This is a genomic window from Armatimonadota bacterium, assembly GCA_013314775.1.
In the GTDB taxonomy this organism is placed as follows: domain Bacteria; phylum Armatimonadota; class Zipacnadia; order Zipacnadales; family JABUFB01; genus JABUFB01.
This window is the reverse complement of record JABUFB010000005.1, coordinates 49976-66325: the sequence shown is the minus strand read 5'-3', so window position 1 is coordinate 66325 and position 16350 is coordinate 49976. Positions and strand designations below refer to the sequence as shown.

Below are 16350 nucleotides of genomic sequence, written 5' to 3'. Positions count from 1 at the left end.
GGTCCGTTCATGGCCGAACATGCCGCCGCACCCTCGCAGCAGCTGTACACCGTCACCCGGAACAGGCAGGAGTTTGACGAACTATTCCTGACCCTGTCCGGTCCGGACTGCACGGACATCAGCGATCTGGTGGACAAGGCTGGGGGCGCACGGATCGTGCGCGCTGACGTGTTCGGCCCCCCAACACCGGGCTGGGAGGAGCCGGACTTTCCCGTAACCTGGGTCTGCAATGAGCATCCGGACGGCGCAGATCTGAGCGGTGTCTACGTCCATGCCGTACAGGGTGCGGAGACCCGTCCGCTCCTTGTTGACGGGCGAGTCGTAGGCACGGTCGTGGAGACACCCTACGCCACCGAATGCACCCTCGCAGGCATCCGGTCAATCCACACCCACAAATCCCGCCCGGAACAGGCACGCGAGACCTTCGAGAACATAGAGAAAGCTCTCGCCCAGGTGGACATGGACTTCTCCAACGTGGTCCGCACCTGGCTCTTCCTGGACCAGATACTCGAGTGGTACGGGGAGTTCAACGGGGTCCGCACCCGGTTCTTCAATGAGCGGGACGTCTTCAGCAAGCTGGTGCCCGCAAGCACCGGCATCGGGGGCGCGAACCCCGCCGGGTCTGCCATGATTGCATCGGCTTTCGCGATGAAGCCCAAATCGGATCAGGTCTGCATCCAAGCGGTGCCCTCGCCTTTGCAGTGCCCTGCGCTGGCTTACGGAAGCTCTTTCAGCCGCGTGGTGGAGGTGGCGACGCCTGGCTGCAAGCGCCTGCTCGTGTCGGGTACCGCAAGTATTGATCGGAATGGGAATACGGTGTATGTGGGCGACGTCGACGGTCAGGTCGCGAAGACTTTCGAGGTTGTCCAGGCCATCCTGGAATCGCGAGGGATGGACTGGAGCCACGTCACCCGCGCCACAGCCTATGTCCGGCTCACTTCCGACGTTGGCGCATATCAACGGTTCGTGGCCTCGCGCCCGGACCTCGCGGCGCTTCCGGCAATCGTGGCGAATAACATCATCTGCCGGGACGACCTTCTGTTCGAGCTTGAGGTGGACGCCGCGCGATGTGATTGACGGGATGCGTGCCGGGCTCCACGCACGGCGCGGAACAGGCGATCACGTCAGTCCACAGGGTCCCGAGCACCACTCGGGACCCTGTAGCTTCTACGTCGGCCCTCCGGCTACATTCTGAGAACCTCCGGCGTGTCCTCGTCCGGAGCGGCGCCTTCCGGCAATGCGTCGAAGTCCAGCCGCACCACCAGGCACGTGTTCGCCAGCGTATTCACCGGAAGGTTCCGCAGGCGCAGGCAAGGCTTGCCGGACGCATGCTCGCTGGGAAGCAGGTCAACGACACAGTCTACCGGTGCGCCGGTATTCAAGAGCTTCGCCCGCCGAGGCACGACCGCCAGCGGATTGAGCTTCACCGCTGCAGTCGGAGGGTCGCGATGCAGATGCACGTAGACCGTATTGCCGCGCCGAGTCAGCAGTACATCATTGCTCGCAACAAGATCCGGCATCGGTTCGACGCCCTCCACGGACTCGCGGATGCGCCTGAACCACGCTCCCACCCGGCGCAGAACCTGCACTGCCTGCGCAGGGATCACTCCCTCCGCCGTTGGCCCCACGTTGAGCAGGTAGTGAGCCCCTCTGGCCATATACCGGTCGATGCTGCGCATGAGGTGCCGGTCGGTGTAGTAATCCTCGTCCTGCCGAAATCCCCAGCTCTCGATGCCCACTGACTGGCATGCCTCGGTGGGCCGCTCAAAGCCTTTGAGCGCGTCGATCCCCTGCTGATAGTCTCGCTCGGGCGTGCCAAAATCCCCCTCGTCATACCCGCGGTCGTTGATGACGATGCCTGGCTGGAGCTCGCGGATCATCGCATTGATCGACGGGTCCCGGTGCTGCGGCACATTCATGTCCCACCAGAACCCGTGAATGCGCCCATAATTGCTGCACAGTTCACGCACCTGAGCTTTCAGGAACTCCAAGTACTTGCCCAGGTCGGGGTCGTCTCCGGGCTCCGGTCCCGGCAGTTCGTGATGCCGTCCCTGGTTCGGATAGTTCGGATGATGCCAGTCGGCGCACGAATAGTACAGGAAGAGCGGGAAGTCCCGGCGATGACAGGCCTCGGCCAGCATTCCCAGGATATCCTTCCCGTACGGGGTATTCATGGTGTTGAAGGGCGTCTGCTTGGTGTTCCATAGACAGAAGCCGTCGTGGTGCTTCGTGGTGATGCAGAGGTATTGCATCCCGGCTTCCTGCGCCAGGTCAAGCCAGGCATCGGGGTCGAAGCGCACCGGGTTCCATTGGTCGGCGAATTTCACATACTCCGCGCGAGACATGCGCCCCCGCCACTGAAGTTGCTCGTGCCAGGCGGGGATCGCGTAGATGCCCCAGTGAACGAACATGCCCAGCCTGGGCTGGTCGAACCAAGGCGGACGAGCAGTCGTTTTGTCAGCCATACTTGTACGACCTCCCATAGGCGCGCTTGAGCGCCGGGGTGATCTCAGTCAACGCGCCGCGCTCCCAATCGGGGCAGCACGCGGCCGGTGCGGGCCATGTAGTCCTCATACGGCTGCCCGAAATGCTCGCGCATCAGCGCTTCCTCCTGGCCCACCCGCAGGAAATACAGGGGTGTATAGAACACGAGCATCGCGGGCCCGGCCAGCCAGTTCTGAATCAAGAGGAGCTGAGCCATCGCCCAGAGCCAATGGGCGGCATACATCGGATGCCGGATTCGGCTGTAGACGCCGGTGACGACAAGGGCCTGGCCGTCGCGCACGTCGATCCGCGCTGACCAGTTGCTGCCAAGGTCACGGTGCGACCGCCACAGCAGCCAGAGCGCCGCGGCGAGCAGTACGGTCCCAGCACATCCAACGATCGGCGGGGTCGTGTAGCCGCCGAAACTCAACCAGTCGGTAGTAAGAGCGACGATGGGCACCGGGATCATGCCCACCCCTGCAAGGAGCAAGAGCACCGAATCCAGCGCATGACAGCGCGAAGTGAGAATGCGCCGAGATCGCCTGCCACGAGTATAAACGGCCCGGATGAGTGACCCGAGCACCAACCCGACGATGTAGACGGTCTCGAACGGGCTGTTCATCGCCAGGTTCCTCCGACCGGAGGTGACTGCGCCGCAGGGCCAAGGGGCGCAGTCGGCGAAATGAGTAGTGGCTTGGGTTCCCTCACCTGCCGCTCTATCCCTCCCCGGCTGCGCAGCGGGGACTGGAGTGATGTGCCATGTCGCGCCTGCTCATGCTGCTGATCGCGCTCGTGGTCGCCGCGATGTCTTGTGCCCAGAATGCCAGACTGCTCACGGAGAACGGGCTCCGTAATCCGGAGTTCAGCCAATATGAGCAGTTTGAGCGCCCTTTGACCGGCGGCTGGGCGGAGGCGAATCCACCCTTCAAAGGGGGCCAAGACGCGCCGCGCGCAAGCTTCGCCGAAGGCGCCCTCACCAACGGCGACATCAGCACAGACCACAAGCGCACCCCTTTCCCCTATGCCTATTGGCAAGGCCAACAGCAAGCTGAGCTAACAGTCGGCCTGAACGGGGTCTACGACATTGAACGTGCACGCATCTGGGTGCTCTGCCCGGAAACCGGCCCCCACGGGGCTGCAGCTATCGACGTCTATCTCAAGGGCGACCCCCTGGAGTTCCCGGACGTGCTCAAGGTGGGAACGATCTCTCCCGTCACCGATGGCTGGAACGAGATCGGCATCAGCCGACGGGCAGACGGCCTGCGCTTCGTCTTCCACGCAGCGCCCGGACGCGCCTACATCACCCTGAGCGAGATTGAGGTCTGGGGAACGCCCGTGCCCGGAGCGGCGCCAGACAGCGTGAGCGTCTCCGACCCGAAGCGCGTTGAAGATGGCATCACCTGGTGGGCGTTCGACTTTGGCCCCGCGGGATCCCCGAGTTTCGCACAGTTCTGCGTGGTGGATTCGAAGACCGTCTACTCGCGTGAGAAAGGCTACGGCTGGATTCCATACGAGGGCGGAGAACCGGTGGTGGAGAGCAACTTCGGACCGGCAAGCGCTAATGTCCCCGGCCTGGGGGAACGTGACCGTGGCGGCGCGGGAAGCGACTCGCTCTTTCGCGACTTCGTGATGACCAGTGAGTATTATCACACCCAGGTGCGCCAGACATTCGCCGTGGATGTGCCCGACGGGGCATATCGGGTCCTTTCGATGCACGGGGACACCGAGTACGGGCGCCGGGGTCTGCAGCCGTACTGGGTCGAAGCGGAGGGCACTCGCGTCGTCGAGAATCTCGTGCTCCCCTGGAGCCGCACAACGGATGCGGTCTTCGACGCCACCGTCACCGACGGCCGGCTGGACATCACCCTCGACGCGGAGCACGAGAACCCGGCCAACCGGGGTTTCGTACTCAACGGTCTCGCGATTCTGCCTGCGAACACTGAAGAGGAGCGCCAGTTCGCGAATGCCAAAATCGAGCGCATCCGAGCGGCCGTCATTCGCGAGCACCAGGAAGCTTTCGACCGGGAGTTCACCGAGGTCCCCCACGTCGAGACCGCGACCATGGTGGAGCCCTCGGCGGAAGACACAGCCCGCGGCTTCATCGTCTGGGCCCCGAACTGGATGCGACTCATCTACCCCAACACGGTACCCACCGCAGAGGACATCACCCGCAAGCTGTCCCTGGAAGCCGCTCCTGGCGAATTCGAGCCCTGCACCATCGCAGTGCGGGCGCTCAGAGAGATAAAAGGCCTGACAGTCTCAGTGGGTGAGTTCTCGGGCGAAGCAGGTGTGATCCCGGCGAGCGCGGTGGAGATCCGACGCGTGAAATGCTGGCCGCAGCGTCTCGGGTCGTCCTGGAGCAAGGAATACCAGACAATGCCGGAACTTCTGCTGGCGGAGTCGGCGGTGGACCTCGATGCCGACACCACCGGCCAGTTCTGGTTCACGGTTCGCGTGCCCGAGGATGCCGCGCCGGGAAGATATCTCGCACCCGTACGTCTGTCATCGCCCGACGGAGCGGCCTGGGAGTCCCAGATGCAACTGCGAGTCCTGCCTTTCAGACTCGCAAAGGCGGAGCGTCCCGTTGGCATGTACTGGCGCAGCCAGCAATGGGACCGGCAGCGACTCGACGGGCAGATCCGAGACATGCTGGCTCACGGCGTGACAGCGGTGACGCTGGACAACTCGGTCCCCGTGAAAAACGTGGATGGCAAGCTTGTGGTTGAGACAGGCGAATTGCTGGAGTTCCTGCAGCACCTCAAGCGCCTGGGCGTGGAAGGCCCGATTCCCTTCTTCGGCGGCCTTGATGGAGCAGTCAAGCGGGCCTTCCCTGGTGGGGATTTCGAGGCGAACTTCGTCGAGGCCGTCAGGCAAATTCAGGAGGTTTCGGCGCGCGAGGACACCCCCCAGTTGCTCTTCTATCCGGTTGACGAAATCGGGAATCACGATGAGCGCGGGCAGAAAGCCCATGAGCTGTGCAGTCTCATTGCGCAGGTGCCCGGGGCCACGAGCTACATCACCGTGAACAACTACGCAGCCGGGGAAAAGTGGGGTGACAGTTTCGACATCTGGTGTGGGAACATCGAGTACACCACCGAGCAGGAGGCAAAGCTGCTGGCCCGGGGTAAGCGGTATATGCGTTACGGACCCGCCTACCTGTCGAGCTGCCGCAAGGCCCGAAACTCATCGGGCTTCGGTTTCTACCGCAGGCCGGCCGAAGCTCACTATTACTGGCATTACCAGTGCTTCAATGCGGACCCCTTCAACGACCTCGACGGCACTGCCCGGGACTGGTGCGCAGCGTATCCAGGTGAGACGGAAGAGATTCCGACTCTCGACTGGGAGGCGATCCGAGAGGGCATCGACGACATGCGTTACATCGCAACCCTCAAGGCACTGGCAGCGCGCGCCGCAGAGGGCAATGCCAAGCAGAAAACCGCGTCGGAAAGGGCTCTTGCCACTCTATCCGCTATACTGACGTCCGAAGAGGGCGTCAACCAGTACGACTTCGGAGCCGAGCTCAGCGACGAGGGGTTCTGTGCCCTGCGCGGCCGGCTGGTCGAGCGGATCCTCGAACTGCAGGAGGCGCTCAAGTAGCCGGCGCCAGATATCCGCGCGGCTCCACGCGACGTCCTCCGGGAGCCAGGGGTGCATCGCCCGGTGATTACACGTCGGATCCCTGGCCCGGCGATGCCAGGTCTGCACCGCGCTTGCGTCCTCGAAACCGTCTTTCTGAAGCAGTTCGCCGGCGGCGACCAGTGAAGCCGGCAGTGTAGGATTAGCGAGCCCGTGGAGAAAGGCGGTCGAGGTCGGTCCATTCTGACGGCAGAGGAATCGGCGTCATTCCTGCGGCGTATCCGATGGCGGCAAGGAGTCCAGGAAAGCCACCCCGGCCTGCCCGAATTCGCTGCGGTTGGGCTCCCGACCGTGAAGAGCGCGGTATTCGGCGACAAACTCCCGCGCCCAGGCGTAGAACCGCGCGTGAGTATGATACACCGGCTGCTTTTCGCCTTTGTTATCGATGAGCCAGAATCCTCGCTGCTGTCCGTCGCGGACCTCGTTGTTGAACATCTCCCAGTAGAGCGCAAAGGGGCAGCCCCACTCCAGCGCGACGCGCATGACCTGGCGGGACTTGATGTCCTGCTGCGCGGGGCTATTGTGTTCCGCCGGAAACCCGTACTCGCCGATGAACACCCGCTTCCCGGGGATGTCTTCCTTCGGTGGGAGCTTCGACTCGATGTGGTTCAGCGCGGCCTCAAGGGTCTCCGGGTCGTCCTGGGTGTCATAGCTGGAGTAAGAGACGAAATCTACAGTGGTGGAGGGGAGCACATCATTGGTGACGCACTTGCGGCCCTCGAGCGCGATCTTGACCAGGTTCACCTCGCAGTAGTTCCAGACTTCGACCCCGTGGTGTGGAGTGTCGCGTTTCGCGTCATCCACCGCTTTCTGACGGGCGTTGAGCCAGTCGATCATCCCCTGCACGGCCGCCGGTTTCACATTGTCGTCGGTCTTCGTGTCATACCCGTCACGCAGGTGCCAATCGCCCTCCCAGTGCCCCAGATAGAAGGCCTTCCCTGAGCCGCTGTACGTCTTCAGCAGGTAACACGCGAGGTCGTAGATCTCCCGGCTCTGGCGCGCGGAGTCCTCGGCCGAGTACCCGTTCTTCCACCAACCCGGAGCGAACGGGTAGACCCAGATCAGGGTGTGGGCGAAGGGCATGTCCAGGACCGCGCGGTGTGTCGGCTCGTCGCGGACGAGGGCAGTCAGGCTGTCGATGCCGCCGGTCTTGGCCGGCACATTGCCCCGCTCACCGTAGTAGTTGGAGCCGATTCCGAACTTGATGGTGTTGGAGCCCATCTCCAGGATCGCCTCAGCGGTCTCAAGGAGGCGGGGCTTATCGGTGAACTGGTACGACGGGCTGAAGGTCTGGGTGCCGATGACGTACCGGAAGGCGTCGTGCACGGGCCTCCTGGTAGAGACGGGCTGTTCCTGGGCGCTACTCAGGGCAGTCAGCCCCGCGAGACAGCCCAGAGCGACAGCGTAGAAGAGCATGGGAAGCCTCCTGCGCGTGCGGGTAGCTCGGTGCACTCGCAAGACTTCCCGAACAGGTGTTAGCGGACCTCCTCCCCCGCCACTGGAGCCATCTCAGGCCGCGTCCGGCGCTTTCGCCGTCGCCGCGAAGAAAGTCTTGCCGCCAACTTCACGCATGGCAATGGCCCCCTCGCGCACCAGCCGGTCGGTGTACTTGAGGACCTCGTTCCGATGCATAGCGAGCCCGGCGGCGATGTCATCCAAAGTACAAGGCCGACGCCGGAGCAGGTCCAGCACCCTGTCTGCGCCCGTCTCCCCCAAAGCACTCGCAGCGGGTAGCGGGTGGTCGGCAACCACCTCGACTGTGCCCGTGAACAGCTCTGCCAGCACGTAGAGCTCTTCCAGGGATACGCCCCGCGCATCCGGCTCGGCGGGTGGTCGTGCGATGGTGTTGATCTGCACGCGATCCGGCTCAATCCTGGCCGCGAGAGCCGCGATCTTGGCCACCTGAACCGGGCTCGAGGTGATACCTGCGAGCAAGAACACTTCCAGCCAGATCTGTCCACCATAGCGCTGCCTGAAGTCGATCAGTCCCTGCACCATGTGAGGAAAACTGATGCCGGGGTGGGGCCGGTTCACCGCCTGGAAGGTCTCGGCGTCCCCCGCATCCAGCGACGGCAGCACCAGGTCCGCCCTGCTCACAGCCTCTGCAACGGCCGGGTCCCACAGGAGTGAGCCGTTCGTGAGAACCGCCACGGGAACGTCGCTGATCGACCTAATCCCGGCGATCACATCCTCCAGGCCACTGTGCAGTGTCGGCTCGCCTGACCCGGAGAGAGTGATGTAATCCGGCGCCGGACCGCTCTCAACGGCTTCCCGGAGATCAGCGAGAACACGGTCCGTGGGCACGTACTCAGCGCGCCTCACGGTTTTGCATGTGGTCCGCCCCAGTTGGCAATAGGTGCAGTCATACGAGCAAGTCTTGTACGGAACGAGATCAACTCCGAGAGACCTGCCCAGTCGCCGCGAGGGAACTGGGCCGAACACCAGAGAACGGTCTGCCGTTTCCACGAAGATCCGCTTCCCTTCGCACAACCAGACTCAGTGCTCGCAGGAACTGTCGCCCGCCTTCAACGTCCCGGCCGCGAAATCGGCCAGCGCCGCGGTCGCATCCCCGCTGACGCCGGCGATGAACCGGATCCCCGCTTCATTCAGCATACCCACCGCGCGGGGTCCCGCGCCTCCAGCCAGAACGCATTCGATCCCCTGCTCCAGCATCATACGCGGCAGGAGCCCTGGCTCGTGCCCCGGGTTCACCAGGTCCGGAAGCCTGTCTATGTTCGTCCCTCTCACTTCGGCAATGAGGAACTTCTCACAGCGGCCGAAGTGAGGACTGACTGTCTCTCCATCGCAGGCTACAGCGACCCTCATGTGTCATGACCTCCCTTGATCAATCATGGGCGGATTTCTCTAATAAAACATCTATATGTTTATAGCACTTATCGAGCGCCGTGGGAACCCTCAGGTTCGCGGATCCGCGTCCGCGCGACGCGATTTCTGGGCAGACTCCAGCCGAGCTCGCCTGATGACCCCGAGAGACCAAAGCACAGAGAGCCGAGGGCGTCTTGATCTCGCAGGTACCTGGGCGTCATCTATGGCTGTCCCGAGCGTGCCTGGACTCATAGAAGTCAGGCCCCTTCCCTGCTTTGGCATGAGTTGCGCTGCCCCTTGCGCGTCAGCACCTACTGAAGTCAGGCGCCTGCCCTGCCTGAGACGGGCTCGGCTGGCCGAGAGTGTTGGTAGCGTGCTGGGACCTCGCTGGAGAGCCTTTTGCCTCACAGCCCGCGAAGCAGAACGGACCCCGTGGAATCGGTGGGCTTCAGACCGCTTGAGCCCTCGAAGGCGACAGAAATGATGGGAACACTGTGCAGTGTGCTGCCCTTCCAGGGGCTCCTGGGTGATTCACAAGCACCGGTGTCCGCGGGCTTGCGGCCCGTATCGCGAGCTTTGAGGTATCGGGGGCGTCTCTTTTCGTTGCCGGTACACCCGAGGACGGAGAGAGGGCCCCGGCTCGACCGAACCCACCAGCTGCCGCGGAACACACCCCCGACAATCAAAGCACCTGTCAACGCAAAGTAGAAATGTCCGGTTTTGTGCAAAGTAGAAATGTCCTACTGCCGTTGGGGTCGGGAGTCTCCTTTGTAGGGTTTCTTCCACGGGTGGTCTGCCTTCGGGGTGACGGCTGTGCCTTGGCCGCTGCCCTGTAGGGAGGGCGTAGCCCGACCGGAAGGGCAGCGGCGGCGCCCGTCGGGGTGGGGGTTATCGTCACGAACTGCAAGTACTGATCCCGCCATCGCAGCCAGATGCTACCGTCCAGGCGCTGTTCCACGATCAGCTTGCTTTGCACTAGGCCCGGCGCGGCGCTTTCTTTTTTGATCTGGTAGCGCTGGTTCTTGAACCGGATCGTGTAGTCCCGCGTGACCACGCGCTCTTCCTGGTGGCTGAAGATGGCGTCCAGGTCCAGGCCCTCGCAAGTACGGTGGGCGTCCGTATCGCAGGCGGGCGGAACCGTGAAGCGTTCATTGAATTGGGGCATGTAGCGCTCCTGCAGGAAGCGATTGGCTTCTTCTATGGTGCGGATGTTGTCCAAGCGCATCAGTTTGACCAGCCGGTCCTGAGCGGTGTCGAAGCTGCGTTCCACCCGTCCCTTGGCCTGGGGAGAATGGGCCGTGAACCACGTGATGTCCAATTCGCGCAGGGCGCGCCCGATCTGGGTCTCGGGCTCCAGGCCTTCCAGTTGCTCTTCCACGCTGGCCGGGCGGTTGACCCGGAAATGGCTTGCCTTGTCGCCGTAGAAAGCCATAGGGCGGCCATGCAGGGCGATGTAGTCGCGCAGGATCGTCATGTTGGCCTGCGTGTCGTCCGCTTCAAAGAAGCGCATAGTGACGCGACTGGTGGCGTCGTCGATGAGGGTGATGAGCACCGCGCTCTCGCCCCGTCCTTCAAACCAGTCATGCTCGGAGGTGTCGATCTGCACCAGTTCGCCAAAGCACTCCCTGCGCGGGCGCCGCTGTCGATAAACGGCCTTGCGGCGCTTGGGCTTCCACAGCTCTTCGGCGATCATCCACTGGCGCAGGGTCTCGCGACTGACCGATAGGCCGTGGCGTTCGGCAAGCATCTCCGCAGCAAGGGTCGGGCCGAAATCGCGGTAATGCTTGCGCACCTGGACCATGACCTGTTCCCGGAACTCCTGGGGCAGACAGCGATTCGACGGCCTGCCGCGAGACTTGTGAACAAGGCCGGCGTCGCCTTCGTGCTCATAGCGCCGCACCAGACGCCGCACATGGCGCTCAGTGCACCCCAGCAAGTCCGCGGCCTGGGCCTGGGTCAACTTGCCGGCACCACCGCCGGGTCCTGCCAACTGCGAAACGATCTTCAGACAGTCACGCTCTTTTACGCTCATGAGTAGTTCCATCCCGGATAGTTCGCCGCGCGACGACGACGACACTACCACCGGACATTTCTACTTTGCACCAACCGGACATTATCACGTTGCGCTTACACCCGACAATCAAAGCACCTTGACGTTCCCATCTTTGTCATGTAACCTCCTCAATTACTTGCGGATGGTTGCCATTGACGGACGTGCGTATTCCGGTCTCATTCACTCTATCAAATGCATTGGAGGTCTGGTCATGAGGCGCCACGGTTTCACCCTGATTGAGCTGCTGGTGGTCATCGCAATCATCGCGATCCTAGCAGCGATCCTGTTTCCCGTCTTCGCCCGAGCTCGTGAAAAGGCCCGGCAGGCAAGCTGTCAGTCGAACCTGAAGCAGATTGCCCTCGCCGAGTTGATGTACGTGCAGGACTATGACGAGCGCAGTCACGGCCCGACGGCAGGCGGCACCAACTGGGCATTCGTCGGCGGCGGCAATTGCAGCGGCTGCTTCCATCGTTATGAGGCAAATGCCGGGAATATCCAGGCCAGCGCGCTGCCGAAGTGGAACCCCCTGCTGCCGTACCATAAGAACCACCAACTGTGGTGGTGTCCGTCACAGCCGGATGATGCCTGGCGCTCCTACGCATGGGGACGGGGCGGCGAGAACCGCAAGCTTGCAATGTTCACTTCCCCCGCTCAAACCGTGATGTTCGCCGACGGTGGCGGACGTGGAACCCGCAATGGAGACATCGCGTGGATCCCCCACAACTACCAGGATGCCAACACAGACCGCGACTGTTGCACCAACATAAGCAACCCGGGCCCGGGCAACCACCGGCACTGGATCGGGGATCCTCACAATGAGGGCGCAAACATCGCCTTCTGGGACGGCCACGTGAAGTGGATGGGCAAGAACAGCATTCCCACCGGCCGCCGCGGCAACGGCCTCAAGTTCGTCGCCGAGGACCCGGGCAATCCGTAGTCGCGCACGCGACAACAGTGGCTACGCGCAGAATCCGCAAGAATGGGCCGGCGTCAGCCGGCCCTTTTCTTCTCTTGACACGGATTCAGCACAGCAATATACTAATAATCCCACAGCCGGAGGGCTGACTTCCCGGTTGTGTTTTGATTCTGCCAACCTGTGACTGGAGCCGCTCTCCGCGGTCCCACGGTGAAAGGACAGTCGTTACGATGTATGCGATCATCGAGGCCGGAGGTCGTCAGCACAAGGCGCAAGCCGACACCATCGTGAAGATGGACCGTCTGGATGCCAAGGTGGGCGACGTTGTGGAGTTTGACAAGGTCGTCGCGGTCTTCGACGGCGACAGCGCCAACATCGGTGCTCCATATGTAGCCGGCGCGAAGGTGACCGGGCGAGTTGTGCAGCAGGGCAGGGACCGGAAGATCATCGTCTTCAAGTACCGCCCGAAAAAGCACTACAAGAAGATCCGCGGTCATCGCCAGCATTTCACCCAGGTGCAGATCACCGAAATCTCGGCGTAGCGTCCTGCTTCGCCTTCCAAGGGAGTGTTACCCATGGCGCACAAAATGGGAATGGGAAGTACCAAGAACGGGCGCGAGAGCGCCGCGCAACGCCTCGGCGTAAAAAAGTTCGGCGGCGAAGCGGTCCGTGCCGGTAACATCATCATTCGCCAGCGCGGCAGCAAGGTTCTCCAGGGCGAAAACGTGGGCCGCGGGAAGGATGACACCCTGTTTGCCCTGATTGACGGAACCGTGCAGTTTCGTACCCGCGCGGGCGGCCGCCGGCAGGTCAGCGTCATCCCGATGGCGGAGTAGTCCGGCCGGACGCGAGAAACCTGCGAGTTAGCTTTCCCGGGGATGCCGGCACCGAGCGTGTCGGCATTTCTCTTTTGGGGTGGACGCAATGTTCCTGGACACAGCTGAGATCAGAGTTCGATCGGGCCGCGGGGGCAACGGTCTGGTGTCGTTCATCCACGAAGCCCACGTCCCCAGGGGAGGCCCCGGCGGTGGCGACGGGGGCAATGGTGGCAGCGTGTATCTGGTGGTAGACCCTTCCAAGCGCACGCTGCTGGACTTCAAGTACAAGCACAGTTTCAAAGCGGAGAACGGCAAACCCGGCGGAAGCACCCACAAGACCGGAAAGTCCGGCAGAGACCTGACCGTTCCGGTTCCTCCCGGCACAATGGTCTATGACGCCAATTCCGGCGAACTGCTGGCCGACCTGACGCGACCGGGAGACAGGCTGCTTGCGGTCCGGGGCGGAAAAGGCGGACGCGGGAACGCCCGGTTCGCCACGCCCTCGCGACAGGCCCCGCGCTTCGCCGAGATGGGCGAGAAGAGCGAGGAGCGTGTGCTGCGGCTGGAGTTGAAGCTCCTCGCGGACGTGGGCATCGTCGGTTTCCCGAATGTGGGCAAGTCTACCTTTATCAGTCGCATTTCCTCCGCGAAGCCGAAGATTGCGCCCTATCATTTCACTACCCTCGAGCCAAACCTGGGTGTGGTCCGCATGGACTGGGACCAGTCCTTTGTCGTCGCCGACGTACCCGGGCTCATCGAGGGGGCCCACGCGGGCACCGGCCTGGGACACGAGTTTCTTCGCCATGTGGAGAGAACCCGGGTGCTCGTTCACCTCGTGGATGTCGCCGGGACGGAAGGACGCGATCCGGTTGAGGACTACGAGGTCATCAACCGCGAACTCGAACTCCACGATGACCGCCTGGCTTCGCTGCCGCAGGTGGTCGGCATGAACAAAGTGGACGTCCTGCAGGACCCCGAGAGCATTGAGCGCCTCACGGTGCGAGTTGAGGCCGACGGTCGCAAGGCTTTCCCGCTTTCTGCAGTCACCGGGGAGGGTGTGTGGGAGATTACGAACTACGTGGCCGGCGTGCTCCGTGAACTCGATCTCACGGACCCGCTCGACGACAGCCTCCGGGAGCCCCGACTGTTCGAAGCTCCGCCTGCCCCATTCAGGCGCATCAGCGTGCGCAGAATGGCTCCGGAGACCTACGTGGTGCAGGGCACCGAAGTCGAGAAGCTTGTGGAGCGCACGAATCTGGAGAGCATGCCTGCACTCGAGAGGCTCCAGGAACAGCTCGAAGCCCTCGGAGTGATGCATATGCTGGAGGCGAAGGGAGCAAAACCGGGAGACACCGTGTTCCTGGGCGACGTGGAGATGGAGTACTCCGGGCTCTGACGGACCCGCGCCATGCCGTTGCCCGGACGGCCGCTGCAAGGTGCTTGCCTACCGCGGCCAGCCAAAGGTAAGATAAAGTTTCGGGCGGACCTGTGCCCGAACCCGATTCTGTCTGCCCTCTTCCAAGGAGAGAACACCCGGTGCGTCGTGACCTGTGCGTGGCCGGAATCGATGTCGGGACCACCAAGATCTGCGTGGTCATCGGGCGCCCAACGGACCGTGGGGCGCTGGATGTCGTGGGTGTGGGCACGCACCCGTCCCACGGCCTCAAACGCGGCATCGTGGTGGATCGTGAACTGGCGCGCAATTCTATTAGCGAAGCGGTGGCGGCCGCTGAGCGCATGGCGGACATCAAGATCGCGGGTGCCTATGTCGGGATCACCGGCGACCACATTCAGTGCGCCAATGTGACCGGACGGGTGCGCACGGGCCCGACGGGCGAAGTCACACCCGAAGACGTGGAGAAAGTGATCCAGAGCGCACGGGACAGTGTGGCGCTGCCCTCGGACCGCGAAATCGTCTACACCATCGTCCGGGGATTCACTCTCGATGGGCAGCCCGGGGTCACACGCCCCGTGGGCATGAGCGCTACCTACCTCGACGCCGAAGTCCACGTTGTCACCGGGATGCAGAATATTATCGATAACGTGGAGAAGTGCGTCGAAGACTGCGGTATCGAGGTCCAGCAAGACCTTCTGGAGCCAATCGCCACAAGCCTCGCTGTGATCACCGAAGCGGAACGCGACCTGGGTGTGACCCTCGTCGATATAGGCGGCGGGACCACGGATATCGCAGCCTTCGACAACGGCTCCATCTGCCACACATCCGCCATCCCCGTCGCCGGCAACCACCTTACCCGCGACATCGCCCGTGTCCTGCATGTGAGCCTCGAAGATGCCGAGATGCTCAAGTGCCGTTTCGGCAGGGCGATGCCGGAATCAGTGTCCGAAGATGACTATGTCCAGGTGAACATCGCCGGAACCGGCAAGGCTGAGCGCGTCCCGCAGCGCCTGATCTCCGAGATCATCCAACCGCGGGTCGAGGAGATCTTCACGCTGGTGAAGAACGATCTGCGCCGGGCAGGGGTCTACCACACAATCAATGGCGGAGTCGTGATTTCCGGCGGGGGATCACAACTTGCGGACGCCTGGCGGGTGGCTTCCGACGTACTCGACGGGCTTCCGGTTCGCGTCGGTGCGCCGCGCAACCTGGTGGGGCTCTCCGAAAGCGTGGCCACTCCCATCCACGCGACCGGCGTCGGCCTGGCTATCCAGGCCGCCAATGACGGCGCCAGTTGCACCGAAGGCGCCGATCTGGATGGCTTCCCCATGGGCAATACCATCGCGGCGGTCAGGAACTGGTTCCAGAGTCTTGTCTCCCGCCCATCCCGTTCCCGCCGGCCGAGTCGTTAGCCATGTCCCAGTTTCTTCCCCGTGTCTCGTCCCCTGCGCCGCACAAGCGCAACCCATCCGGCGCCGATTCCTGACAGCATCAGGACCAGAGTGCCCGGTTCCGGTGTGGCCAAAGCCATGTCGAGCCTCGCCGAATCCCCCGCTCCCAGCTGAAGATCGAATTGCCATGCTGCTGTGATGTCGGAGGGCGTACCGATCGGCAGGCCACTGTCTCCCAGGTCCGAAGCTGCGGCCATGTTGTCCAGCAGCGACTGGATGCTGGGAAATGGACCGGCTTCGTAATGCTCCGCAGTCGGCGCGAGGGTCCAGATCAGGCGTTTCGCACCTTCGCCGAATGCTCCGCCGTGCAAACCGCCTTCCGCAATGTCCTGCTCTTCAGTCTCATTGATGTCCAAATCCAGGTAAGCATAGAAGGACAGCGTCATGGACGAGGCGGCGGCATTCCGAATGGTTGGCGACCAAAGCAGTCTGTTGGCCGGCGGACCGTCAACGGAGATCGCCCAGTCGATCAGAATGTCGCCCGCCGACAGTCCCAGCTCCGCTGCACCGAGTGCATTGAGCCTCAGGCTTGAGGTGATGCCTGTAGCTGTTACGTTGAGACTGTCCACGTCGAAGAACTGCGAGTAGCTGCTCCCCGGCGCGGTGGGAATTACCCCGTATTCGTTGCCAATGTACCCGTACAGCTGCCACAGCTCATTTGTTACGCCGCCGTCCAGTGAGTACTGGGTCACGTAACCAAACTCGTCTGTGGTGGCTTGCAAGGTACCGCTCTGGATTTCTATGGCGGAACAGGAAGCAGAAAACACAAA

Annotated in this window: 14 protein-coding genes; 7 read left to right on the top strand and 7 right to left on the bottom strand. The window is 62.7% G+C overall.

The window, feature by feature from the left end; translation table 11 throughout:
• The first annotated feature begins 9 nt into the window (after positions 1 to 9).
• Positions 10 to 1077 carry a translation initiation inhibitor gene (locus HPY44_04755; GenBank protein ID NSW55299.1) on the top strand — a complete coding sequence of 356 codons (1068 nt, stop codon included), beginning with the start codon at positions 10 to 12 and terminating at the stop codon, positions 1075 to 1077.
• A 107-nt stretch (positions 1078 to 1184) separates the two neighbouring features.
• On the opposite strand, the gene HPY44_04750 is transcribed toward HPY44_04755, so the two are convergent.
• Positions 1185 to 2465, bottom strand: a complete 1281-nt coding sequence (locus HPY44_04750; protein NSW55298.1) for an alpha-L-fucosidase — start codon at positions 2463 to 2465, stop codon at positions 1185 to 1187.
• A gap of 44 nt (positions 2466 to 2509) precedes the next feature.
• Complete coding sequence (locus HPY44_04745; protein ID NSW55297.1) at positions 2510 to 3106, bottom strand: isoprenylcysteine carboxylmethyltransferase family protein; 597 nt, start codon at positions 3104 to 3106, stop codon at positions 2510 to 2512.
• A 137-nt stretch (positions 3107 to 3243) separates the two neighbouring features.
• On the opposite strand from HPY44_04745, the gene HPY44_04740 reads away from it, so the two are divergent.
• Positions 3244 to 6081: a DUF4091 domain-containing protein gene (locus HPY44_04740; protein NSW55296.1), complete on the top strand. Its 2838-nt coding sequence runs from the start codon at positions 3244 to 3246 to the stop codon at positions 6079 to 6081.
• 243 nt (positions 6082 to 6324) lie between these two features.
• Here HPY44_04740 and HPY44_04735 read toward each other — a convergent pair whose 3' ends face one another.
• The 4 genes from HPY44_04735 to HPY44_04720 all read right to left on the bottom strand — a co-directional run bounded on the left by HPY44_04735 (position 6325) and on the right by HPY44_04720 (position 10978).
• A complete protein-coding gene (locus HPY44_04735; protein NSW55295.1) occupies positions 6325 to 7536 on the bottom strand; it encodes a hypothetical protein in 1212 nt (403 codons plus the stop codon).
• Positions 7537 to 7629: 93 nt separating this feature from the next.
• Complete coding sequence (locus HPY44_04730) at positions 7630 to 8586, bottom strand: radical SAM protein (protein NSW55294.1); 957 nt, start codon at positions 8584 to 8586, stop codon at positions 7630 to 7632.
• A gap of 30 nt (positions 8587 to 8616) precedes the next feature.
• Positions 8617 to 8946: a dinitrogenase iron-molybdenum cofactor biosynthesis protein gene (locus HPY44_04725; protein NSW55293.1), complete on the bottom strand. Its 330-nt coding sequence runs from the start codon at positions 8944 to 8946 to the stop codon at positions 8617 to 8619.
• A gap of 694 nt (positions 8947 to 9640) precedes the next feature.
• Positions 9641 to 10978 (bottom strand): ISNCY family transposase, encoded by a 1338-nt coding sequence (locus HPY44_04720; protein ID NSW55292.1) that lies wholly within the window; start codon positions 10976 to 10978, stop codon positions 9641 to 9643.
• 232 nt (positions 10979 to 11210) lie between these two features.
• Between HPY44_04720 and HPY44_04715 the strand changes: the two genes are divergently transcribed.
• The 5 genes from HPY44_04715 to ftsA all read left to right on the top strand — a co-directional run bounded on the left by HPY44_04715 (position 11211) and on the right by ftsA (position 15541).
• The gene (locus tag HPY44_04715; GenBank protein NSW55291.1) at positions 11211 to 11936 is read left to right on the top strand and encodes a DUF1559 domain-containing protein; all 726 of its coding nucleotides are present in this window, start codon (positions 11211 to 11213) and stop codon (positions 11934 to 11936) included.
• A 209-nt stretch (positions 11937 to 12145) separates the two neighbouring features.
• Positions 12146 to 12457 (top strand): 50S ribosomal protein L21, encoded by a 312-nt coding sequence (rplU, locus tag HPY44_04710; GenBank protein ID NSW55290.1) that lies wholly within the window; start codon positions 12146 to 12148, stop codon positions 12455 to 12457.
• Between the two features lie 33 nt (positions 12458 to 12490).
• The gene (gene rpmA, locus HPY44_04705) at positions 12491 to 12751 is read left to right on the top strand and encodes a 50S ribosomal protein L27 (GenBank protein ID NSW55289.1); all 261 of its coding nucleotides are present in this window, start codon (positions 12491 to 12493) and stop codon (positions 12749 to 12751) included.
• Positions 12752 to 12839: 88 nt separating this feature from the next.
• On the top strand, positions 12840 to 14129 hold the full coding sequence (obgE, locus tag HPY44_04700; GenBank protein NSW55288.1) for a GTPase ObgE: 1290 nt from the start codon (positions 12840 to 12842) through the stop codon (positions 14127 to 14129).
• 140 nt (positions 14130 to 14269) lie between these two features.
• On the top strand, positions 14270 to 15541 hold the full coding sequence (gene ftsA / locus HPY44_04695) for a cell division protein FtsA (GenBank protein NSW55287.1): 1272 nt from the start codon (positions 14270 to 14272) through the stop codon (positions 15539 to 15541).
• Here ftsA and HPY44_04690 read toward each other — a convergent pair.
• Positions 15538 to 16302 (bottom strand): PEP-CTERM sorting domain-containing protein, encoded by a 765-nt coding sequence (locus tag HPY44_04690; GenBank protein NSW55286.1) that lies wholly within the window; start codon positions 16300 to 16302, stop codon positions 15538 to 15540. The genes ftsA and HPY44_04690 overlap by 4 nt on opposite strands.
• Between the last annotated feature and the right edge of the window lie 48 nt (positions 16303 to 16350).